This is a genomic window from Pedobacter ginsenosidimutans (genome assembly GCF_001442625.1).
Taxonomy (GTDB): Bacteria; Bacteroidota; Bacteroidia; order Sphingobacteriales; family Sphingobacteriaceae; genus Pedobacter; species Pedobacter ginsenosidimutans.
Genome location: NZ_LMZQ01000012.1, coordinates 120,190 through 142,808, shown reverse-complemented (window position 1 = coordinate 142,808; position 22,619 = coordinate 120,190). Strand labels below are relative to the sequence as shown.

Annotated in this window: 20 protein-coding genes; 4 read left to right on the top strand and 16 right to left on the bottom strand. The window is 39.4% G+C overall.

Annotated features, from left to right (window positions below; all coding sequences use genetic code 11):
• The 9 genes from tssD to ASU31_RS16040 form a co-directional block, all read right to left on the bottom strand.
• Positions 1–269 (bottom strand): type VI secretion system tube protein TssD (tssD, locus tag ASU31_RS16080; protein ID WP_057933299.1); only part of this gene is annotated, 269 nt, incomplete at its 3' end.
• Between the two features lie 505 nt (positions 270–774).
• Complete coding sequence (locus tag ASU31_RS16075; protein ID WP_057933298.1) at positions 775–1,347, bottom strand: NAD(P)H-dependent oxidoreductase; 573 nt, start codon at positions 1,345–1,347, stop codon at positions 775–777.
• Positions 1,348–1,470: 123 nt separating this feature from the next.
• On the bottom strand, positions 1,471–2,859 hold the full coding sequence (locus ASU31_RS16070) for a DUF5458 family protein (protein ID WP_057933297.1): 1,389 nt from the start codon (positions 2,857–2,859) through the stop codon (positions 1,471–1,473).
• Positions 2,860–2,877: 18 nt separating this feature from the next.
• Positions 2,878–3,324: a hypothetical protein gene (locus ASU31_RS16065; RefSeq protein WP_057933296.1), complete on the bottom strand. Its 447-nt coding sequence runs from the start codon at positions 3,322–3,324 to the stop codon at positions 2,878–2,880.
• A gap of 56 nt (positions 3,325–3,380) precedes the next feature.
• A complete protein-coding gene (locus tag ASU31_RS16060; protein WP_057933295.1) occupies positions 3,381–5,897 on the bottom strand; it encodes an ATP-dependent Clp protease ATP-binding subunit in 2,517 nt (838 codons plus the stop codon).
• A 5-nt stretch (positions 5,898–5,902) separates the two neighbouring features.
• Positions 5,903–8,278 carry a type VI secretion system protein TssR domain-containing protein gene (gene tssR, locus ASU31_RS16055; protein ID WP_057933294.1) on the bottom strand — a complete coding sequence of 792 codons (2,376 nt, stop codon included), beginning with the start codon at positions 8,276–8,278 and terminating at the stop codon, positions 5,903–5,905.
• Positions 8,279–8,317: 39 nt separating this feature from the next.
• Positions 8,318–9,295 carry a PKD domain-containing protein gene (locus ASU31_RS16050; protein ID WP_057933293.1) on the bottom strand — a complete coding sequence of 326 codons (978 nt, stop codon included), beginning with the start codon at positions 9,293–9,295 and terminating at the stop codon, positions 8,318–8,320.
• A 34-nt stretch (positions 9,296–9,329) separates the two neighbouring features.
• Complete coding sequence (locus ASU31_RS16045) at positions 9,330–9,815, bottom strand: type VI secretion system transmembrane protein TssO (RefSeq protein WP_057933292.1); 486 nt, start codon at positions 9,813–9,815, stop codon at positions 9,330–9,332.
• Between the two features lie 10 nt (positions 9,816–9,825).
• Positions 9,826–10,347, bottom strand: a complete 522-nt coding sequence (locus tag ASU31_RS16040; RefSeq protein ID WP_057933291.1) for a type VI secretion system TssO — start codon at positions 10,345–10,347, stop codon at positions 9,826–9,828.
• Between the two features lie 179 nt (positions 10,348–10,526).
• Between ASU31_RS16040 and ASU31_RS16035 the strand changes: the two genes are divergently transcribed.
• Positions 10,527–10,961 carry a GPW/gp25 family protein gene (locus ASU31_RS16035; protein ID WP_057933290.1) on the top strand — a complete coding sequence of 145 codons (435 nt, stop codon included), beginning with the start codon at positions 10,527–10,529 and terminating at the stop codon, positions 10,959–10,961.
• 26 nt (positions 10,962–10,987) lie between these two features.
• A complete protein-coding gene (locus tag ASU31_RS16030) occupies positions 10,988–12,853 on the top strand; it encodes a type VI secretion system baseplate subunit TssF (RefSeq protein ID WP_057933289.1) in 1,866 nt (621 codons plus the stop codon).
• A gap of 420 nt (positions 12,854–13,273) precedes the next feature.
• Here the strand turns inward: ASU31_RS16030 and ASU31_RS16025 are convergent, their stop codons facing one another.
• Positions 13,274–14,212, bottom strand: a complete 939-nt coding sequence (locus ASU31_RS16025) for a type VI secretion system baseplate subunit TssG (protein ID WP_057933288.1) — start codon at positions 14,210–14,212, stop codon at positions 13,274–13,276.
• A gap of 115 nt (positions 14,213–14,327) precedes the next feature.
• Between ASU31_RS16025 and ASU31_RS16020 the strand changes: the two genes are divergently transcribed.
• Positions 14,328–15,221: a TssN family type VI secretion system protein gene (locus ASU31_RS16020; protein WP_057933287.1), complete on the top strand. Its 894-nt coding sequence runs from the start codon at positions 14,328–14,330 to the stop codon at positions 15,219–15,221.
• A 22-nt stretch (positions 15,222–15,243) separates the two neighbouring features.
• Positions 15,244–16,383, top strand: coding sequence for a hypothetical protein (locus ASU31_RS16015; RefSeq protein WP_057933286.1), 1,140 nt, complete (start codon positions 15,244–15,246; stop codon positions 16,381–16,383).
• A 186-nt stretch (positions 16,384–16,569) separates the two neighbouring features.
• On the opposite strand, the gene ASU31_RS16010 is transcribed toward ASU31_RS16015, so the two are convergent.
• The 6 genes from ASU31_RS16010 to ASU31_RS15985 all read right to left on the bottom strand — a co-directional run bounded on the left by ASU31_RS16010 (position 16,570) and on the right by ASU31_RS15985 (position 22,506).
• Positions 16,570–18,243, bottom strand: a complete 1,674-nt coding sequence (locus ASU31_RS16010; RefSeq protein WP_083505392.1) for an alkaline phosphatase family protein — start codon at positions 18,241–18,243, stop codon at positions 16,570–16,572.
• A gap of 288 nt (positions 18,244–18,531) precedes the next feature.
• Positions 18,532–18,948: a hypothetical protein gene (locus ASU31_RS16005; RefSeq protein WP_057933284.1), complete on the bottom strand. Its 417-nt coding sequence runs from the start codon at positions 18,946–18,948 to the stop codon at positions 18,532–18,534.
• Positions 18,949–19,096: 148 nt separating this feature from the next.
• Positions 19,097–19,516 (bottom strand): hypothetical protein, encoded by a 420-nt coding sequence (locus ASU31_RS16000; protein WP_057933283.1) that lies wholly within the window; start codon positions 19,514–19,516, stop codon positions 19,097–19,099.
• A gap of 329 nt (positions 19,517–19,845) precedes the next feature.
• On the bottom strand, positions 19,846–20,847 hold the full coding sequence (locus ASU31_RS15995; RefSeq protein WP_057933282.1) for an NADP-dependent oxidoreductase: 1,002 nt from the start codon (positions 20,845–20,847) through the stop codon (positions 19,846–19,848).
• 55 nt (positions 20,848–20,902) lie between these two features.
• Positions 20,903–21,670: an SDR family oxidoreductase gene (locus tag ASU31_RS15990; protein WP_057933281.1), complete on the bottom strand. Its 768-nt coding sequence runs from the start codon at positions 21,668–21,670 to the stop codon at positions 20,903–20,905.
• Positions 21,671–21,693: 23 nt separating this feature from the next.
• Positions 21,694–22,506, bottom strand: a complete 813-nt coding sequence (locus ASU31_RS15985; protein ID WP_057933280.1) for an SDR family NAD(P)-dependent oxidoreductase — start codon at positions 22,504–22,506, stop codon at positions 21,694–21,696.
• Positions 22,507–22,619 lie beyond the last annotated feature (113 nt).

The window sequence follows — 22,619 nt, the reverse complement described above, 5'->3', positions numbered from 1 at the left end:
TAGCCGTCTTCGAAGTTAACTTCTTTCATTTTGGCATCTTCCTCTGTTTTCTTGATCAGAAGCGTTCCTGTAATAGGTTTGTACTGGTTGTTTACCATCGCCTCGATTATTGAGGTGTCTTCGGTCGACTCGATCTCAATGTCGATGGTACCGCCGTAAACTCCGGAAGAAGGTCTTCCCTTTGCATCTACATCACGGTTTAACGCATAGGCACAATGAAGCACATCGTACTCCTTGCCTGAAAAATTTAATCTAGCTTTGAAAGCCATAGTTTTAAAATTTAAAGGTTAAAAATTTAATTTATTGTAGCCTCAGCTACTGTGCAAACATACCCAAATATCAGGCCAAATATGAGGTATATGGCTTATTGATAAGGGACAATCCCATTCAAAAAAAATAGCAAATTGTGTTTATTGCCTAAAAACACAGTTATACAACGTCTTTTTGTGGAAAAAATGTGGAAAAGGCAAATCTATCTTTAGTGTTACAAATACATTATAGTAAGTGATTACGCTACAAAATCGTAGCGATTGTACACAAAGTGTTGTGTTTTAGGGCAAGGTGTACTAATAAAGTAAATATAATGGTGTGCTAAGACACACGCCACGGAGAAAATAAATATTAACCACAGATATACACAGATAAAAATCCGTGTTTAGGTGGCTAAAAAGAAGTTATGGCTCAGACAGAAAGATAAACCGGTTTATGATAATTGTAAAAAAATAAGCTGATGGCCTGTGTGACACGGACCATGGCGACATAAATGATGAAATTTTAGATGAGCTGTGAGCCGAATTTTTCCATTTTGGTCAGCCATTTTTGGCTATAGTGGTTCTCGAGCGAATGCAGTTCGCCAATGGTATTGGTTAATACTGGGCTCATCCTGCATTTTTCGAACACTACTTTTTTAATGGATAAATAAGTGGTTTTCTTATTGGCTTTCCACTCTTTAAAGGTTGCCTCATCCAAAATTGATACAATCCTGGCAGACCTACCGCTAAAATTGTTGTTTACATTCTGCTGTTGGGTCGTAAAAATCTGATCGGGCATAAAAAGACGATCAAAAAAACCTTTAATTTTTGCCGGGATATGATCAACATATACGGGACAAAAAAGCACCACATGGTTACTCTGCCTAATGGCAGTTAAAGCTTTTTGCAGATCGGGTTCCAAATCGGCAATCTGTCTGTTGTTAAACAGCTTGTTCGAATTGAATATCAGATCGATAATGGCCAACTCCCTAACGGTAGCGCCAACACTTTCTGCCCCTTGCTTGTAGGCATTAATCAGGAAATTTGTAGATGCGTTTTTTTCAATATCCCCATTGAGGAGAAGTACTTGCTTCATTTTTTTTGATTAATCTGATCTGGCCGATGCATTACAAAATTATAAAGAATTTGTTAAGTGTTATGCATAACCCATAAAAAAACCCAACGCTGGGGTTGGGTTTTTATTTTCAGCTATCAAAAACTATTGCTGATTATATTCGGAACTCCATGTGGTATTTTCATCTTCACCTTTGTGCCCATCAAGTTTTACCACAAAACTTTTAGCCGGGAAATATGGCGTGATGTGGATATCCAGGTGGATCCTGTCTTTCTGTTGTTCATCTCTTTCGAAACGCATAATTTTAAATCTCTCGATTAAACGGTCGGCGCCCTGGATACCATCCAAGAACTTAACAATCTGGCCACGCAGGTCCTGTTCTGTTTTAGAAGTCCAGTTTTCGAAAGCCCTTCTGTTCAGGAAATCAAACAATACTTTGGTAATATAATCGAATACACGTACAACCGAATAAGTTTGTAAACCGATATTATCTCCGTTAAATAGGGTTTTGGCAGAGAAAGCCATTACTTTACCGTATTCGTTAACCATTGGCACCAAACCTACCCTTTCTAAATGAGAGATTTCACTTTTCTTTAAATCGAATTTTACACCATCTACTTCATTTATAGCACCATGTTTTTTACCTGCAGTAACCTGCGACATTAAGGTGTAATACATTTTACCTGCAAGTGCTGCCGATCCGGGTACCGTTAAATCGTCTTCTTCACCCACTTCTGCAACTTTACCACGGCCAACTAACCAGTTACAGGTCATAATTACGTTCGATCTGAATGCATCACCTCCGGTAAAGTTTGCTGCGGTAAATAAATCAAGTACATCATCCGGTTGATCAAGATCGGCAAAGTCGGTTACCAGCATGGCTTTGTTGTTATGCGCAATTTTACCCCATCTCTCTAACACTTTATTGGAGCCCATATAGCCAGGCACAACCATTAACGAGTAGTTATTACGGAGATCCAAACGGTCGTAATTCTGTTTTAGCTCATCATCTACGTATTCGATAAAACGTGGATTATCAAGATCTTTGATCTGATCCATTGATGCATTTAACAGCACTACATTTTTAAGTTTGTCAGATTCGGTATTTTTATAGAATAAGTGTACCGAACGGTATGCCTGCTCCAGTTCTCTTGTACTTTCTAATGCAGTACCGATGTTTTTATTCAGGTTTTCTTCAGCAGCATTCAGCTTTTGGGTGCTTTTTTCTACCATATCGGCAACTGAAGTAGAAGATTCAAGCACATCGATCCAAAGCTGTATTTTCTTTTTCAGCTCTTCGCGTTCTTTCTTTTTCTCATCACCTGTTAAAAAGATCTGTTTACGGGCTTTACGTTCAGGGTTTAAATTCTGCAGACCATCAACAGTGGCTTCTAACAGATCGAAACCGCCAACACGGGCCAGTTTTTCGAGGTTATCTTTAAGTGATGTTTTTTCTAAGGTTTTGGCTTCAGCTGGTTTAAAACCTGCCTGGCCTGTATTTTCGTCGGTTTTTAATTCTTGAGGATTTGACATGTTTTCTTGGCGTTAAGATTATTTATTTTGCTCCAATTCGTCAACAAAGTTCTTCAAAGCGTTAATGAAGGCCGACTTTGTTTCTTCGTCATCAAGTGTAGCTTTTAAGGTTTTGTTCGATTTCAACTGTTTGATTACGTTAAGCGACATTTCTCTTTCGATGTTCACATTAGTAAGGTAGTTACTTTGGTTGATGATGTTTTTCACACCAAAATCGCCCAGATCGTTAAAGTTTATTGTTTCGCCAACGGTAGATCCGTCCTGCTTTTCGAAAGCTACCTTCACATTTGGTTTATAATGTTCGAATACATCTTTCACCGTTTTTAATCCCTCAACTTTTTCGGGTTTTATCGGATCGTTATCGGTAAGTTTCTGTACAAAAAGTGTTTTGTTGTGGGCAATTTCTGCGAAGGCTTCTGAGGTGTCAATTTTTCGCTCGTTACCACCAATTTCATAGTTAAACATAGTATGTTGATTTAGGTTTACGATTATTTTTCTCTAATAATATAATAGTTAACGTTTTAACTCAATTTTTGTTCCAATGTTACAGTTTCTGGCTGAATAATACTCCATTCGAGTTTATCTTCCGCTACATGTTTGCTTACCACAACCTTCGATCCTTTTTTTAGTTCACCGGAAATGATGTATTTCGATATAGGCCTGCGTAAAAGATTTCTGATAACTGCCGATAGCTGCCTTGCACCATATTTAGGTGTAAAACCATCTAAAGCGATCATTTTTTTAGCATCTTCCGCAATTTCAAAATCGATACCCATTTTATTGAGCGATTGCACCAAACTGCTTAACTGGATTTCGAAAATACGCACCACATTACTTTCGTTTATCGGCGCAAAAGGAACAATTTCGGAGATTCTGGCTAAAAATTCGGGGCGGAAATGCCCTGCCATTACTTCCATTAACTGATTTGAAGCAGGGATTACCCCTTTTCCAATCTGTTCGGCAATCCATTCGCTACCGATGTTCGAGGTAAAAAGAATCAGTGAGTTGCTAAAATCGCCCTCTTTCCCTAAACGGTCGTGCATGTGGCCTTCGTCCAGGATCTGTAAAAAAGTATCGAAAACGGAGGGGTGCGCTTTTTCAATTTCATCAAAAAGCAGTACAGAATAAGGTTGTTGTCTGATTTTATTCACCAATAAACCACCTTCTTCGTAACCTACGTATCCGGGAGGCGCGCCATAAAGTAGGGCGGCACTATGCTCTTCCTTAAATTCGGACATATCGAAGCGGATCATCGCTTTTTCGTCGTTAAACAAAAATTCGGCGATTGATTTGGCCAGCTCGGTTTTACCGGTTCCGGTTGGCCCCAGTAAAAAGAAGGATCCTATTGGCTGTCCTTTTTTGTTCAATCCGCTGCGCGATTCGAGTATGGCATCGGAAACAGCTTTTAAAGCCTGATCCTGTCCTACCACACGTTTTTTAAGGTACTGCTCCATATTGAGCAATTTTTCCTTTTCGCCTGCCTGCAGTTTCCCCATAGGGATACCTGTTTTGTAGGCCACTATAGAAGCAATGTCCTGTTTGCTGATGCGATCGCTTTTTTCAGCAGCATATTTTTTTAATTCCTGTAAGCTTTTGGAAATATAACCCTGGTATTCATCAGCGGTTTCGAAAGCATCGGTCTGTGTTTCATCGGTTAAGCGGCCCAGCAAAACCGGACTTAATTTATTCTGCAGCAAAGAGAAAAGCCATTTATAATCGGCAAATTTCTCTGCTTCCGATTCTTCGGTATTGGCATTTAAAGCTTCCAGATCGGTTTCCAAACTTTCGATTACCTGATCAGAAGTATCGTTCATCATTTTCATGGCGGCCATTGTGCGGTCGAGCAGATCGAATGCAGAATCAGGGAGCCTCCTATCTTTCATGTAACGTTTGGCCAGGCGCACACATTCGCCCAAAGCATCGGGTTCGATGGTTAAGGTATGGTGCTCTTCGTATTTTACGGCCAGTTTCTGCAGCATTTTAATGGTGCTTTCTTCATTTGGCTCATTTACCTGCAACACTTCAAAACGCCTGCTGAAAGCCTGCTCAGGCTCGATAATTTTGCGGTACTCATCGATGGTTGTGGCGCCGATTACCGTAATTTCGCCACGGGCCAGTTCTGGCTTCAGCAAATTACCTATACCTGCACCCAACGGGCCCTTACTATCCAATAAAGTATGGATTTCATCAATAAACAGCACAGCCTTTTCAAACTGCTTGATTTCTTTGATGATGTTTTTTAAACGGTCTTCTATTTCTCCCTTGTAAGAGGCGCCTGCAATTAACGAACCTAAATCGAGCTCAAAAAGCTGCACGGGTTTTAAACTCTCGGGTACATTCTGATTTACGATATCAATGGCAAAACCATCAACCAAAGCGGTTTTACCTACGCCGGCATCACCAGTTAGGATTACATTTGGTTTGGTGCGGCGGCAAAGGATTTCCATCATCTGCCTGGTTTCTTTATCACGGCCGATTATAGGGTCGGTTTTACCATCGCGCACCATCTGCAACCTATCTATACAGTATTTATACAGGGCGTTCCCTGTGCTTTTGTTTTCGGCCCCAGCACTTGTTTTATCAGGCGAAACCACCCTCGAAATTTCTTCATCTTTTACATACAGATCCAAAATCTCACGTTCTTTGATCGGAAACGATTTTAACTGATCGGCCTGAAAACCGATACCCGGTTTTGCCAATGCGGTTAATACACATACCGGGGTAATTAAATCCAATCCCAGTTTAATGCGCACATTATCGGCTTCTTCAAAAATTACTGCAATTTCTGGCGCACCGCTTACGGTATCGGTAAAACTCGCTGATTTTGCCTGTTCATCAATCCGCACTTCAGCCCACTCGCTGATGTATTCTTCATCTTTACCAATAGAAGTAATGAACGAGCGCAGGCCAACATCTTTATGCATCAATCCTTTGAGCAGGTGAGCCGCAGTAAACACCTCGTTTCTGTACTCTTTAGCTAAAGACTGTGCAATGTGCAGGGCTGTTTTAACCGATTCGCTTAAATTTGTAATTGCCATATCCCTTAGTTGGTTGTAGGCAATACTGCCGGGTTAAAATTATTTTCGGTGATGTAGTAATATATTTTGCCGTTCGAAATAAACTGCTGCTCAATCTGAGTAACCCTTTTAATCTGCTGAACCGATTGATTTAATAATTTAATGTAGGTTTCGAACTCTTCGAGTGGCATTTTAGAAGTGTTCTTTAAATCGCCAACGGTATATTTCTCTAAAAAGTTATTGTTCAAAGGCAAACCGGTTACCAATTTAATGTAGTTGGCCAAGGTTAAACGCTTTATGTTGCCCGATGACTCTTTAAGGCCCAACATCTGTTTTGGCATTTTCACATAATTTTTAACAAGTTTGCTTCTGAAAGAAGACTGATCGGCCTGCAAATTCTGCCCCAACATAATCGAAAACACATCTACAATCTGCTTGTACTCCATGTTGTTTAAAACGATGGCATATTGTAATGTCGAACGGTTGTTTTTCACAGCATCAACCGATAGATTTGCAGTGCTATAATATTTAAACGCATTGTGCGGCATACGGTCTGCAACTTCCGGGCCAACAGGCTCCGGCAATAAACCTTCTACATCGGCAGTCAGGTTTTTACGTGATATACCTGTTAAACGGAAAGCACTATCCAACGAACTGATCTGGTTATAGATATCGGAGTTGGTTTCTTTTACGAAACGGCGTAAAGCAATCGTCATGCTCTGGTTGGAGTTTACCGAACCTTTTGTCGGGAAAACTACCCCGCCCTGGATTAAACTGTTTTTAGGGTAATCTAAATAGTAAGAGATAGAATCCTGTAAACTGGTATTATAAGGCTGGAAGCTTTTTAAACCCTCGCCTTTTACCATGGTGTTTTTTCGGTATTCGGCAGAGCGGATAGCCGATTCGGAAACGAGTTTACGAGACTGGATTACAAAATCGTTAAATGACTGATTGAAATCACTATACACCTGTAAGGCTAAAATACGGGCATCGGCCTGAGCAACCTGCTCACTCAATTCGTTAATCAGGTAATTGTTGGTTCCCCCGGTATTTCCTGTACTGCCAACTAAAATAATTAAATTAGTTTCGTTCTTTTTTGCTTTAAATAAGCCCAATCCGGTTTTTATTGCCTGAAAAACAGGCTCTTCGCTTACTTCTCCATTACACCTAACAGTATTTTTAGCCTGATTTGAAAGGAAAGTCATCAACTGCCTGTAATCATTCTGGATCGGACTTACAAAAATACCCTTTAAAGCGCAACCACTTTCGCCACGGTATACCACACCACCAAAGTTTACTTTTGTTCCTTTACCAAAATCGCCCATAATATTTTCGAAAGAAGCAATGGTATTGGTCATTCCAGAAAAATACTTGGTCATTGGGCTACCGCCGTCTACTACAAAAACAACATTTACTTTGCTTTTATTTTTACGCAGGTTCAGGTAGTCCTGATAAGAAAGCGCAGAACCGTTAATGGTTAATATTTTATTGTCTTTTTTATTGTAAACATCTGCAGCGATACCTACCGTGTTGCCTCCTTCATCGTTTGAAACAACAGGTACACTACGCAGGATCAGGTTTTCCCTTGGCAATAAGGGATCTACAGTGAAAGTTGTTCCTTTATTGATCCCGTTTTTGATGGCTACCGAGGTAGAATCATCCTTGTCGTAATCGCCCGGTTTAACCGAGGTAATGTACAAACGATCGCCCCAGCTGTGTACAGCTTCGGCAGAAACCCAACCGTAAATACTTTTTAAAGCGGTATCTGCAACCAGCTGGTCATCAGAACCGATCAGGTATTTCTTACCATCTTCTGATTTTTTGTAGATGTAGGCAATTTCGTGCAACCTTACTTTTGTACGCCGGTCTTTAAGTTCGGGTGTATTGTAAACCAGGATAGAATCTGTAGTATCGAAATAGAACTTTGGTTCGGTTAAGGCATTTTTCCCGTTTACGATCCCGATGGCTTTTTCTGCATAACCCGTTTTTTGGTTAGAGAAAGCACGTTGCCATAACAGCAGTTTAGATTTTGCGATCCAACCATAACTGATGGCACTTTTTTTATCGTTTATTTTTCTGCCCCTGATCATTCCGGCCTTGTATTTAATCAGTTTCAGGTAGCCGTTTTCTTCTTTTGAAACATAGAAAGGTTCCATAAAGCTGATTTTTTTCATAATCAGGCTTCCACCCGGTGCAGTAGTGGTATAATTATCTTCACGGTCTGAAAAAACAATCCATGGCAAACTGCTGCTACTGGTATTGTCCATTACGTTTATACTTTCTGAAGGCCTTTCGTAAGATTTAGGCATGTATTTTACTCTTTTGCCAAAGGATGCCGGCGATTGTGCGTAGGCAAACGATATTCCTATAAAAAGGAGGGTTAAGGCATGGTATTTTTTCATAATCTGTAGATGAGCTTTAAAATTAGGTGAGCTGTTAATTTATCTTGTTTTGGCCGGTGCATCAGCAGTTGTTTCCGCAGGCTGGGCCGTTCCCGAATGTTGTTTAATGTTTACCAGACTGGCGCAGGTAGAATTTGGCTTGATGGTCAACTGCGCTTCGTCAACGGCTATTTCTCCCCCAAAGGTGAGTCCCATGCAGTACGAATAAATATCGGTCTGTTTTTTCTTACCGTTCATTTCTACATTTACCGTTACTTTTTCGTTACCACACATGTATTTGTTAACGAGATAGTAGTAGTTGGAATTAAAATCGGCACCGTTGGCAATGGCCTGTAAACGGGCCCTGATATCATCGATGGTTTTACGTTCACCATCACCAGGGGCAACAATATCTTCAACGATTTCGGCATTCGGATCAGTGATCAAAATGTTTAAGAAAGCAGGCTTACGGCTTTTATCCGAGCGCAGGCGTACCACATATTTCCCTGGGGCACGGTAGGTGTATAAAGCGGTTTTTCCTTTAACATCTACGCGTCCGGTTTCGCCGAACGACCATTCAAAATCTTTTCCTTCCCCGTCTCCTTCGAGCCTGATTTCTTCATTAACCAGACCTGCGGTTGGGCCGCTAATGGTTAGCACACTATCTACAACTGCAGTGTGAACGGTGTCGCGTACGGTAATAGGAAATTCCTGACGGAGTTCACCATCAACGGTTAAGCGCACAATGTAAGTGTCGGGCTTCGTGTAGTGGTAAGAACCGGTTTTTGTGGTGGCCTTTTCGCCGTTTCCGAATTCCCATAACCATTTCGTAGCTTTTGGGGTATTATCGGTAAAAACCAGACTTTCGTTTAAATAAATTTCATCTTTTAAGATCCGCGCATCAATTGCCCTTTTTTCGAACAATGAACTTTTAAATAGGAAAATAAGACCTGTTAAGAGCAATACAGCTAATAGGATGTAGAGAATAACATAGCCCTGCGAATTTGAATTAACTTGCTTGGTGTTTGTGTCAGACATAGGTAGCGTTTTTTATAGGTTGTTTTTGAGGTATTTATCTAGCAGATATGGTTTGCTGCAATTGTCGTCTGTTGAGAATACAATCGTCCAATTGTCGTTTATGCAATTCGATATCTGTAATGTTTCTGTTCTGTTCCTGCCTATCGTAAAATAACCTGTCGTACAGCTGTGCCGTTTGAACAAATATTTTATAGCGCGGGTCTGATGCCTTACGGTCAAACGCAGCCCTGATAGAGCCTAATGAGTTCTGTATATCGTTTTTCAAGAAAACCGCCTGTACATTTGGGTTGTAGCGGGTAATCTGTTTGTAAGTGGTATCAATGGTAGGCGAAGTTTCTTTTACCATGCTTTCGAATGTTTCGTTTTCGCTGATTTTTACCTCCAGCTCTTCTTTGGAGATTTCATAGCGCGATTTATCACTATAAAAAATACCAAAGCTTAAAAGCCCTACAGTAAAAACAAACAGCGCTATAAAAAACAAGAATTGTTCGCGTCTTTCTTTTATACTTAATTTTATCATAATCTTTTAATTATCGGCCGAACCGTCCGTTTCTAATCTTGGTTGCCGTAGCCTGGTTTGCGCGGTGACAATCGTTTATCTGTTCCTTATACCTTTGGATATCGCCCCTTGATTTAATAAGCGAATCCTGCAGATCGGCCATTGCACCAACATTGTTGTTTATTTTGGCGTAGAGATCAAAACTCGGACTGGTTTGCGTTTTTTTGGAAATAAGGTCTTTAATCCTGTTGTTAGCGCTTTGGATATCACCCAAAAGGATACTCTGTTTGCTCATTTCGTTGGCATTATAATCGCGGTATTGGGCAAGTTCTTTAAAACGGACCAGGATAAGGTCGAAATTGGTATTGATATCTTTTCTTAGATAAGATAGTTTTTCGGTTTCTTTTACCTTTTTATCGAGCAGGGTATACTCATAATCGGATGCAGCAAAAAAGAGATAAATACAGAGAATGGAGAAAAGCGTTAGGAATACAAAGTTTAAGATAAACCTTGTGTAAGCAGTCCTGATTTCGATGGCATTAATGGGTTTCATAGAGCATTAATAGTTTCACATAGCAATAGTTATCATATTAATCCGACATCTCCATCACGTAAAATCACTCAAACTTTTTCAAATTAACATTGTACTATAACAATTTTTAATATTTGTTGTTTGGTTATTAAAAAGATATTATTTCTTTTACTTTTAACAAACTTTAAGCCAAACCGTGTATGTCTGAAAATTTTTACAACAAACCCTTCAGATTTAGGTCGCTTTTCGCAGGCGATGGCCTTCAGCCAACTGACCTCGGAAAATCGATTTCTAACCACATAGAACTGATTATTTTTACCCGATTTGAGGAGCATCGGTTCCACAACGATTTTGGCTGTGAAATATGGGATCTCGACTTTGAGTTAATCGTGAGCGAGAGCATTTGGGAGGAAAAATTCCGCAAATCGTTGCTAAAATCCATCACCGACTATGAATTTAGAATATATAATACCGAGGTAGAAGTACGTATTACTGAGGTAGAAAATGTATATCCACTACGTAAGATAACCGAGATTAAAAAGAAGGTAGATATTAGTGTTAGGGCACTAATAAAAACCACAGGAGAAAAATATTTTTTCAGCACCGCTTTATTTCTTAGCCCATTGTCAACTTAATCTAAAACGCCCCAAATATTCTACACATGAAACCAGTTTTTTATTCATCAAAAGATGAGATCCGGAACAGAATTTTAAAAAATGCCGAAGATTTCTGGAATATTAAAGACAGTAACGACTTCGATCCACTTGTTAAACTGATTATTGAAGCGCTAAGCAATGAGCTTTTTAATGTAGCCAATGATGTTAAAAATTTAGAGAACAGGATTTTTGATAAGATCAGCCGTATTTTAGCCCCGGATCATTTAACTTCATCGTTACCGGCCCATGCCATTATGCACGCCAGGCCGATTGAACAACGGGACTATCTTTCGATCTATTCGCAGTTTGCATTTAAAAAAAATATCCCGCAGGAAAATGATAAGGCCAAGAAAACCGATATTTTTTTTAGCCCGCTGCATACCGTAAAATTAAATAATGCAGCGATAAAATACATCGTTACCGGAAATACCCTTTTTAATGTAGAACAATTGGGCAAACAGCCTATACACAATACCCTTTCAGGCACTTCTGTAGAGAAAAATACCATATACATCGGTTTTAACGGCATTAAAGACTGGATGGATTTTAATAAACTGAATTTATTTTTCGACTGGAAAAATTATTCGGTGCCCGAAAACACTTACGATCTGCTCTCGCTGGGGAAATGGTTCTACAAAAACAATGAGCTTGCCGCCTATACAGAACGTTTTATGGATGAACCTTTAACGGGTAAGGTACAGGCTCCGTTTCAGCACAAACAATTGCTTAATCTGATTAAAGCAGATGTTTTACAGTTTTACAGCAACAGGTTTATTACCCTGGGTGATCTTAACGATTTTAATATCGACGAAAGCAGGGAACTTCCTCCTGAGTTTGCCAACCTATTCCAGCCAGCTGTTTTAAACCAGATCGATAATTCGGTAAAATGGCTTAAAGTAATTTTTCCCGCAGCCATTAACCAGGAAATGCTGAACGAGCTTCATATTTACATCAATGCGTTCCCGGTGGTAAATAAACGGTTAAGCCAGATCAAACACCGGCTTAAAACGATGAACAATATTATCCCGATTAAAACGGAATCATTTGATCAGATGCTTGCGGTAGAAAATCTGAAGGATAATAAAGGGAAAAGTTATAACGAGATTCCTTACACCAATGAGAATGAAAAAGGAGACGGATCTTTCTCGATCCGGTACGGGGGTACGGAGCGTTTTGACACGAGAAACGCCAAAGAATTGGTAGATTACCTTTTTGAACTGTTACGCGATGAGAAAGCAGCTTTTACTGCTTACGGACCTGATTTTTTAAGCACGATCCTTAAAAATTTGGAACAGAATATTGCGCTTATTGAACAAAAAAGCCGCTCAGCGCTTAAAGACATTAAAGAACTGCCCAGCTATATTGTACTGAAACCGATTGGCGATGCGGATATTTTATTCCTCGATATCTGGGTAACGCAAGCGGAAGAGGCCAACCACATTAATGCCGGAAGCCGTTTAGTGGTATACGATAACAATAAGGTAAATGCAGAGAGTATCTTTTTATTGAGCCAAACGAAAGGCGGCCGGTCGAGATTGAATGCAACCAATAGGGTGCAGGCCTATAAATATGGTTTAACCACAGCCGACAGGATTATTACGAAGGCTGATGTGATCAATTTTTGCCGTTACGAACTGGGCAACAAATTAAAGGGCATTACCCTGGCCAAAGGCTTGATAATGGATAATAAACCAAATGCAGGCTTTATTAAAACCACTGATATTTTGATCGAACCTGCAGATCAGCTTAACCTTAACGTACAGGATTGGGAAGAACTGTTGAGTTTAACTTTGGCAAAATTAAACCTCAGGAGTACGATGAATGTGCATTACCGCATGTTGTTAAAACCGGTGCTGTATAAGGCGGTTTAATTAAAATAACTTTTTTATCTACTCAGTCCCCTAAAGCAGTTCGTCACCCTGAACCGAGCCTTAGCGAGCTCACCGAAGGTAATTTATTTCAGGGTCTATCTACCTTGAAAGATGCTGAAACAAGTTCAGCATGACGATCGAGTCAAGAAAAGAGTAAAAAACATCTTCATATCCAGAGCATCACAGATTGGAAATCCTTCGACTCCGTTCAGGATGACAGTTTAACAAACCAGGCCGTCATCTCGATCCGATAGCTATCGGATGGAACGCAGTGGAATGTTCCAAAGGAACTCCTTCGGAGGAGAGATCTATCAAGACAGATTTAGCTTTGCAGAGCCTTTGGGTTCTCGGCTGCGTTGCACTACGCTCGAAATGACGACCATTATACTAATAGCCTAGAATAATTCTCACGAATACATGCTAAAGATACACCGTATACCCTAAATAAGCACTTTCACCATCCTCGCTCAATACCGTTTCCTGATAATCGGGTGCGGTAAGGAGCTCTACGTTAACCTCTGCATCAACAGGCATTAAATAGCTGATGGCCATATCCAAAATGGCCCTGTTTTTCTGTCCGGGGATAAACTTAACCAGTTCCTGTGGCGAAGTTGGGCCGATATTAATGTTATATGCTTCGTGTTCGGGGCTAAAGCTATCACCAATGATGGTATCAATGCCCAATGCGCTTCCGCCCAGCTGCATCTGCATTTCTTCGGCAATTTTTACCGGTGCAATATTGGCTGTAGTATCCACAATGGTAAGTGGCAGGTTAAACAGTGCAGTAAGTACTTTTGATACAAAACCGATATCGTTTCTCTTTTGCTGGATTTCGGGCAGCAGGTGCATCCAGATGATGCTTTGTTCTTTGTTGAGCAAATTAAATTCATCCCATCCAAATTCAAAAATCTGACTTAAATCGGAATAGGTTGTTTTTTTATCGAGCATATTTTCATATAACTCGGTCATGATCCTTACATAATTAATTTCCGCATCAAAGGGTGTAAAAAACAACCTGGCCTCCTTTTCTTCCTCTCTCCTATCTCTGATATCTTTAATCATAGATTCCTCGTCCATACCGGCACTACCGGTTGGCGGACGGTGGAAAAGCCCCTCAGGTAACATATCATACAATCCTTCGCGGTTGGTACTGATGCGGATGCGTTCGTGCCTTCTTTTTTCGGAATAATAAGCCGTGGTATCCTCAATATCTTTTGCAAAAGCACGTTTATCAGGGCCCAATGGGATAATTTCAATCCTATCGGCATCAATTACCTTACGTTCGATCAGGTCGGCAGCGTGGGCAACGGCCTTGTAATCTGTAAATAGTTCGTTATTAATCAAAGTTTCTTTTTTCATTAAACTTTAAGGCTTCATTTTTGTTATAGGTTAAATTTTTATTACTGAAAAATAACGATTATAATCAAATACTAAAGATACTATATTTGCAGTACATCACATCTATAAAAATTTAATGGACGTTCAATCATTTTTTATTCGCTTTCTCTTGTTCCCGCTGATTTTCTTAGTATCAACAGCGGTGCTTTCTATCATCAACAAAAAGAACCAGTTCCTCAATAACAAAAGACTTATCGTAAGTGTTCTGCTCATCGGCATTATTTTAGCCCTTCCGGGATTTTTAGGGTTCCTAAACTTTAATTTTATGCCCTGGGGCTATATTATCTGCTGTATTTTTTATCTCTTGATGGGCACAGTTTTCGTTTATCTGTTAACCAAATACTACCCTAAAGATGTGCTGGAGCGCAAGGTTTTTATCTTTTTCGCCACTTTAATTTCGGCCATTTTAGCTGTTTATTTATTTCAGCTCGCCTTTAACTGGTTAAGCTCAGTAAATTTTGGGTGGTTTGGTGCTGGCAGCATCACCTGTTTTTTTGTTCCACTTATTTTTTGGTGGGCTTATGTTGCACTGCTTGGTATCCCTTCAGAAATCTACAAGATCTGGAAATATCCTGACACTCCTTTGGACATCAACATGGACCATGTAGATTTTAACCGTTTATTGGTACTGGAGCTGGAGCTTTACAAAAAAAGCAGCGATCCCGAACCTTTAAAGGTAAAGGTAAAAGCCGTAGAGAACATGAACTTCGGTATCTGGTTCCACAAGTTTATTGATGATTACAATTTAAAATTTGCCAAAAGCCCTGTAGAATTCAGGGGCGATGATATGGAAAATTATAAATGGATTTTCTTTATCAAAACTTCTTTTTTTAAACGCAATATTTTCATCGATCCGGATCTCGACATTATCGAAAATGGCATTACCGAAAAAATGACGATTTACGCTAAGCGGGTATCTGAAAACGTAAACAAACCCAATGAAGTTGGAGAAAGTGCTATCTTTATCTAATCTATAATTAAAAACATCTACCATGATAAAGCCGCTAAAATATAAATCCATTAACTGGATTAATGGCATGAAGCTTTCCAGTGATCATTTTACATTAAGTGATCTTTATTTGCAGGACTTTGTACGCGATGCCGCCTCTCTACATTTAAACAATAGTAATTACGGATTTTTACCGCCTTTTGCAGGCTATAAAAGTTCGCACGATATCGAAATTATCGAAAAAGCAACCAACCATATCGAGGTAAGGGTAAGATACTGTAATGCCATTACGCCCGAAGGCTGCCACATTGATATTGTACAATCAGATAATATGGATACGCTGGTACACAACCACTATTTTGGCCAGTCGGAACCGCGTAACTATGTGATTTTATTAGTAGTGAGTCCGTTTAACCGTGTACCAACGGGCACACCAAACCCTGAAGAAAACCCGATCCGTTACCCTGAACTTGCCAAAAATTATTCTATTGCGGTTTTACCGGAGAGCGAGGTGGGTTCACAAACAGCAGATAGTTATTTCTTAACCATAGGGCAGGTTTACTATGAAAATGGCAGGTTATCGATCAACAACAGTTATATACCGCCCAGCTCAACCATAACAAGTCATCCAGCCCTGATTAGATATTATGAATCTTTTAGTGTTTTACTAAATGATTTACAGCTGGCGGCTTTTAAAATTATCGATAAAACAGGAGGAAGGGACAACATTACGCCGTTAGGCAAGAACATCCGTCTAATTTCAGAGAAAATTGTAGATTACATTGCAGGTTTATTTTACGAGTACAGAAACATTGCACACCGCGAATCGCCAGCAGTTTTAGTAGGTTATTTCTCCAGCCTGGCGCACATTTTTTTTACGGCGATTAAACTGATTGATCCCCGCGAAAGAGAAGAACTGTTAAAGTATTTTTACGAGTGGAAAGATGTAACCCCGGGAAACTTCGAAGAGCTTTTAGCCAAAACCATCGAACTGGTTTACGATCATAAACAAATTAACAACAGTATGCTAATGGCCAACGAATTTATGAGTGTATTGGTAGCGCTTTGGAATAAGTTGAGTGGATTAGAATATATTGGCCAGCGCAAAGAAAATATTGTGGTTGCCGAACAGCAAGTTGTACAGCAGGTACAGGCCAGAAAAACCTGGACATTGCTGGATTAAAATTATTCTCGGAGTAAATTAATAATGGAGGATGTATCATAAAGGCGATTTCAGCCCAGATCCTGTCATGTTGAGCCTGTCGAAACACCTTAAAGCGTATTTCAACAGGTCCTTCAACAAGCTCTCCACAGGAGTCCTTTGGACAGAATGACAAATCTATATTTATGATACACCCTCTTTTTATGTTTAAAAATTAACCAGGGCTTGCCCATCATAATAGTTAGGCGCAGTGATCCCTAAAAATTTTAATATTGTTGGCGGTACATTATACAAATATGGTGCACCATGATAATCGGTTGTTTTAAGTTTAAATATTGGCGTGGTTAAGGCACTCCAGGTAACTGTTGCACTACTTTTAGTCAGGATACTAATTTGAGGTGCAACCAAACTTCCATTATAAGTAGTTCCGGTGCCTTCGTTTCCTTTGGTGTATAAAACCAGGTCGGCATTTTGCGGATGTGATGAAGTTAAAGCAGTAAAGCTGTATGCGTTAATGCTCGTTGCAGGTAGAGCAGATTTAAACAACCTGATTTCTGATATATTACCGGTAAAGTATGGGCTGTAATTTCCGGTTCCATCCTGTCCGATTTTAAATGCAGTGCCGCTTTGCAGATCGCCAACTGCCGAAATATTACCTTCAGCCACCTGAATCCCACCATCGTACATGGTTGCTTTTTGCGTGCTACGGTTAACCACTATCGCCACCTGGTGCCACAACTGATCGGTTAAATCAACACCGTCAATATCCAATCTGTTTGTACCGTCGCCAAAGTTGGCTCTGATTATGCCGTTTCTATTAGCAATAATAATACCTTTATTGTAACCACTTGCCCAGTTTTTGTTCCCTATAATTACCGGATCGCTGGTGGCGGTTGTTGCCCTTGCCCTAAACTCGATGGTAAAACTACTTGTTGCACTAAGGTTAAGACTACTGAGCGTTGGCAGCTGTCCATAAACATTAGTTTTAAAATTAACAGTAGAAATGCTGTGCGGTGTCGATTCTGTTGCGGTAGTTGGTAAAGCATTAACCAATTGAGGAGAAATGGCACTGTTGTTTAGAATGATAAATGCATTTTGTTCAAGGTAACTCGAACCGCCATGGCTTAAATCTCCACCGTGATCTGTGGCTACAACAATTAACCAATCTTCGTTGTTATAAGTTGGCCTTGCTTTTAAAGCGGTTAATATCCTGCCCACACGTGCATCGGCAGCTTTTACCGAATCCATGTACATTTGGGTTGTGGTTCTATAATTACTGGCATGCCCGGCATGGTCAACATTATCGAAATGGCAAAACGCAACATCGGTATTACTAGTAGTAATTTCCTGAATAATCCTGGTTTCTGTAGCGTTATCATTTGCACTATTCTGTTTCACCGTTACATCTGGCGTTGCGACTATAAAATTATTGATCGAAGACCAGGTCACAATTGATGCAGTGCGCAAGGCAGGCAAACTGGTTTTGATCTGCCTGAAAAAAGAAGGATAGTTTACAAAATCAGATCCCGAAAAACTATTATCGGAAGCTTTGTGTTTGGCTACCCCCACGCCTGTAAACAATGCCGACCAACCATTTGATGACCAGGTAGGCACCTGGGCCAATGCATTGGTACTGGTGTACGATTGATTCATTAACGTTTTAAGGTTGGGTGCGTTTGTTGCAGTAATGGCTTTCCATACACAGCCATCAATACCTATAAACAAAACTTTTTTAGGTTTCGCAACCGGGGCATTTTTTGCTAAGGCTTGTTCATCTGAAATTTGTTTTTCTTCTGGAGCAGTTGTGTCGGCCTTTTTGCATGACATGATAGACAAAACCATTAGAAAAATTAGGGATGGTAAAAGTTTCAATGTTTTCATAGTTAAATTAAGGTTAAGATATTGTTTACATAAATTATAATTTTGTTTAGCTAAACTAAACAATACTTTTCATAAAAATCAAATATTTACCCTAAATTATTTACACAGTTCAATGATTAACAAGTCTTTAATACAATGAGAAAGATTTAAAAGAAATGTTTGAGACCTTGCTTAAAAAAATATTCGGTTTCTAACAAGCAATAAAAGCACAGATTGAAGCTGATTTTATTAAAACAAAAAAGCCTCAACTAAGGTTAAGGCTATAGATTTTGAATATACAGAACAGCTTTAATCGAAAGTAACCTGATCTTGTCCGGAGACTTTACTAATGTGACATGCACATTTACCCCCACGTACTTTAATCACAACAGATTTGGTTTGCTTGGTTTCTACAGAGGTACCAGTAATTTTCAGATCATCTCCCTCTTCTGACAGACCAAGTTTATTATTATCATCAACGATAATAAATGCGCCTTTTATGGTGCTTGTAGAAATACTCGAATTAGCTGTTACCCGCTCCCCTGTTCTTTGGTTGATTACATTGAAATCTTTTACTTCAGCGCCAGCGCCTTTATTGTCTACAAATTTTAACATTACCGAGGCAAATTCTTCAGTACAGATTTTGTCCCCACAATCGGAAGTTTTATTTTTTTTACAGGTTAGTAGGGCAACACCCAACAATAATACAAGCGCTATTTTTTTCATCGTCTATTTTGTTTTTAATGAAAAACGACAAAGCGCATTAAAACGCTACAAAGCATTGGCTTTGAAAGTGGATTTACTAAATGACAGATTAAAAACAAGCCCAAATTGCATATTCGCAACAGATACATTAAAAAATTGGTCTTTATCGCTAAACAGTAGCCTTTATCACGTTAACCAGCATCCTCATACCCGTGTCTCTCACTGCAAATACCCTGAACAAAAACATCAGCCAGATAAAAACTATAAAATGCAAAATAAAGGGATCCTGAAAAAGGCCAATCAGCGCAATTATACCTGTTAATAGGATTTCAAAGGTTAAAGAGATGTAAAAAGTAAAAATGAGACTTCCACCCTCAGGATTTATTTCGAATATTCCTCCGTCTACGCGACGAAAAGTTTCAGTCCGGGAGCCGAATCGCCATATATTATACTTAAATTCTATACTCTTTCGATCCTCTCTAATTACATCATATCCTAGCTTATCAAGTTCGAACATTATATTTTTGACTAATTCAGTATTTGATAAATCAGTTGAGAACATCCGTTTTTTGTATGGTATTTTAATCATTTGAAAATCTATGATAATATTTAAAGTTCAGGTAAATGATTTGCCAGATCGCCCAACGGCCTCATATAACATAATAATCATTGAGCGTATTTTTGGTTAATCAAATAATTAGGATAAAAACAGAATGAACAAATAAAGGAACTATTAGATGAACTAACAAATCTCTTTGATGAACGATGTTTTTTACCACCAACGTGTGTTTTGAGGTGACGAAATTTTCGTAGATAATTATTTTAAGGCAGAGCAAAAAAACAAAAAAGCCCAAACTTTTCAAGTTAAGGCTTTTGTTGTGGAATAAACAAAAATACAACCGAACATTCATCGATTATTTACTTGATTTTTATGACTACTTTTCCTTTGGCACGACCACTTTCTACATAAGCTATTGCTTCATTGGCCGATTGGAAAGGAAAAATTTTGTCTATCACAGGTTTAATAGCCCCGGCATTTATAAGCATCGTAATTTCATTCAACTGAGATCCGCTCGCCCTCATAAACAGAAAGGAAAAATCCACATTCAGCATTTTTGCTTTCTTCCTTACCTTTGAGCTCAACAGGCGCATAATCAGTTTCACGAACCAGGAGGCACCGATTTGTTCCGCAAAATCCGGATCAGGAGGACCAGAGATTGAGATGAGCTTTCCGCCTGGTTTTAATACCTTTAGCGACTTTTCAAGCGTCAATCCGTCCTGGCTATTTAAAACCAGATCATAATCATTCAGAACTTGCTCAAAGTCATCCTTTCTATAGTCTATAACAACATCTGCACCGAGACTTTTTACCAACTCTATGTTGGCTGTACCTGTTGTTGTGGCCACTGTAGCCCCCAGATATTTAGCCAATTGAATGGCAAATGTGCCCACACCGCCTGAGCCAGCCTGAATGAAAACCCGCTCTCCTTTTTGCAGCTGCCCTTTTTCGATGAATGCCTGCCATGCAGTGAGGCCCACGAGTGGTATAGACGCCGCTTCCTCCATGGTAAGCGCCGCAGGTTTTATTGCTAAATCGGCCTCATTAACGGCAATAAACTCTGCAAAAGTTCCAATACGATGATCTGCGGGCCGAGCATAAACATGGTCTCCAACCTGAAACTTTTGCACCTGCGCACCAACCTTAGTTATTATACCTGCCAGGTCATGGCCCAAAATAAATGGTGTTTTATATGGCAAAAAAAGTTTGAATTCTCCTTTCCTTATTTTGGAATCGAGAACGTTTATGCCGGCAGCGTATACTTCTACCAATACTTCATCAGCTTTCAGTACAGGAATGGGTACATTTTCAATCTTACCACCTTCCTTGCTTTTGTATTTATCTATTATAAATGCTTTCATATTCTTGTATATTATTAATCATCAGTGCAATACGATGGATTTTACGAAGTAATTTTTATTGTGATATTAATTTATAACTTTTTTTAGGATTAGCCAGATTAAAAACCATTTTTGGAAAAATCCGGTTAAGTATATACACTGTTTTAGTATCACCTATACGGATCGTAAGCTTATCTTTCTGAAGACCGGCAATAAACGCTTTCACCATATCTGCCGCACTCATTTTTTTTCCGTTCATATCGGTGGTCATTTCGGTTGCCACAAGTGGAGGTAAAAGTTCAAAAACCTTTACGCTGCTGTTCAAAATCTGAAGGTGTTTTCTAAGCGATCTGGTGTAAAACTGCAGTGCTACTTTAGAGGCTGAATAAGTTGCTTCCAGTAATGAAGGAACATAACTAAGTAATGAGGTTGTGTTGATGATTGCGCTTTCTTTCCTCGATTTGAGCATGTCTATGAAAAGGTCGTTAAGCCGGATAACCCCAAGGTAATTGACGTTTATTTCGTAGGCAGCATCTTTAAAATGCCTTTCGTTTGCCGATCCGAGATTGATAGGATCAGTTAAAACACCTGCATTGTTGTATAATATATCAATACCGCCCAGTTGCTGCACCTGGTTAAAAAGTTCTTGTGCATCATCGGCCTCTGAGACATCACTTTTAATGGTTATAATCGCGGGGTATAGCTTCTTGGCATCATCTAATTTTCCCTGGTTTCTGCCAGTGATGATTACACTAGCTCCATTAGCCAAAAATTGCTTTGCTGCTTCCAGCCCGATACCTGATGCCCCACCGGTGATCAGTACCGTTTTTCCTTTTATTTGCATGATTATAATTTCTAGTGATAATTTTATTTTGAAGCATTTACAGATTTCAGAATGGATTTTTCGAAAACCTTATAAAAGAAATGCTGAAGCAGCAGTGCGATTGATGATCCTTTTCCGACAGGGTAACTAAACTTTGGATTCTTTTCCTTTATTGTTTGCAATAAAGTAGCGATAACCGGTGCAGGATCGGGTGCATTATCAAATGTACTTTTAGTATAGGCGGTTACCTTTTGCCTGAAGGTATCATATGCTGGGATCGTTCCTGTAGCAACAGTTCCACTTTCACCAATATTGGTTTTAAAACTCATCGGCTCAACCATTACCACCTTGATGTTAAACTGGTTCAATTCAAAACGCAATGATTTAAAATAACCTTCGAGTGCATGTTTGGAAGCCGCATAATAGGACACATTTGGAAGCCCCACTAAACCCAGTAAAGAACCGAGGGTGATTATTTTTCCATGTTTTTGTTTTCTTAAGTAGGGTAGCAACTCGTTGGTTAATTTGATCGTTCCCCAAAAGTTGGTTTCAAACTGCTGCCTGCCCAACTCAATAGGAGTTTCCTCCGCAAGTCCATTTACAAGGTAACCAGCGTTGTTAACCAACACATCCAACTGTTTGATCTGACTGAAGAGCAACTGACCAAAAGATACTATGGAATGGTCATCGTTCAGATCTAATGGCAGTAACTTATATGGCAGTTTTGCCAGGTATTTTTCGGGGTTCCTACTTGTTCCGATAACCTTGTAGCCATTTTCGTGGAGCTTGCTTGCAACAAGCAGCCCAATGCCTGATGAGGCACCTGTGACTAAAACCGTTTTTTGTTTTGATTCCATATTTTCTTAAGTATAGACTTTTTAGTATATTTTTACACGTGATTTTGCATTTAATTTAAATTGCGAGATGGTTTTATATTTTTTAATAGTTAAAAACTATTAAAAGACTTTTT

Coding starts and splice junctions, on each gene's coding strand:
- ASU31_RS16075 (WP_057933298.1), bottom strand. CDS start 1,347: ATGAAGCAAGTACTTCTCCTCAATGGGGATATTGAAAAAAACGCATCT.
- ASU31_RS16070 (WP_057933297.1), bottom strand. CDS start 2,859: ATGTCAAATCCTCAAGAATTAAAAACCGACGAAAATACAGGCCAGGCA.
- ASU31_RS16065 (WP_057933296.1), bottom strand. CDS start 3,324: ATGTTTAACTATGAAATTGGTGGTAACGAGCGAAAAATTGACACCTCA.
- ASU31_RS16060 (WP_057933295.1), bottom strand. CDS start 5,897: ATGGCAATTACAAATTTAAGCGAATCGGTTAAAACAGCCCTGCACATT.
- tssR (WP_057933294.1), bottom strand. CDS start 8,278: ATGAAAAAATACCATGCCTTAACCCTCCTTTTTATAGGAATATCGTTT.
- ASU31_RS16050 (WP_057933293.1), bottom strand. CDS start 9,295: ATGTCTGACACAAACACCAAGCAAGTTAATTCAAATTCGCAGGGCTAT.
- ASU31_RS16045 (WP_057933292.1), bottom strand. CDS start 9,815: ATGATAAAATTAAGTATAAAAGAAAGACGCGAACAATTCTTGTTTTTT.
- ASU31_RS16040 (WP_057933291.1), bottom strand. CDS start 10,347: ATGAAACCCATTAATGCCATCGAAATCAGGACTGCTTACACAAGGTTT.
- ASU31_RS16035 (WP_057933290.1), top strand. CDS start 10,527: ATGTCTGAAAATTTTTACAACAAACCCTTCAGATTTAGGTCGCTTTTC.
- ASU31_RS16030 (WP_057933289.1), top strand. CDS start 10,988: ATGAAACCAGTTTTTTATTCATCAAAAGATGAGATCCGGAACAGAATT.
- ASU31_RS16025 (WP_057933288.1), bottom strand. CDS start 14,212: ATGAAAAAAGAAACTTTGATTAATAACGAACTATTTACAGATTACAAG.
- ASU31_RS16020 (WP_057933287.1), top strand. CDS start 14,328: ATGGACGTTCAATCATTTTTTATTCGCTTTCTCTTGTTCCCGCTGATT.
- ASU31_RS16015 (WP_057933286.1), top strand. CDS start 15,244: ATGATAAAGCCGCTAAAATATAAATCCATTAACTGGATTAATGGCATG.
- ASU31_RS16010 (WP_083505392.1), bottom strand. CDS start 18,243: ATGAAAACATTGAAACTTTTACCATCCCTAATTTTTCTAATGGTTTTG.
- ASU31_RS16005 (WP_057933284.1), bottom strand. CDS start 18,948: ATGAAAAAAATAGCGCTTGTATTATTGTTGGGTGTTGCCCTACTAACC.
- ASU31_RS16000 (WP_057933283.1), bottom strand. CDS start 19,516: ATGATTAAAATACCATACAAAAAACGGATGTTCTCAACTGATTTATCA.
- ASU31_RS15995 (WP_057933282.1), bottom strand. CDS start 20,847: ATGAAAGCATTTATAATAGATAAATACAAAAGCAAGGAAGGTGGTAAG.
- ASU31_RS15990 (WP_057933281.1), bottom strand. CDS start 21,670: ATGCAAATAAAAGGAAAAACGGTACTGATCACCGGTGGGGCATCAGGT.
- ASU31_RS15985 (WP_057933280.1), bottom strand. CDS start 22,506: ATGGAATCAAAACAAAAAACGGTTTTAGTCACAGGTGCCTCATCAGGC.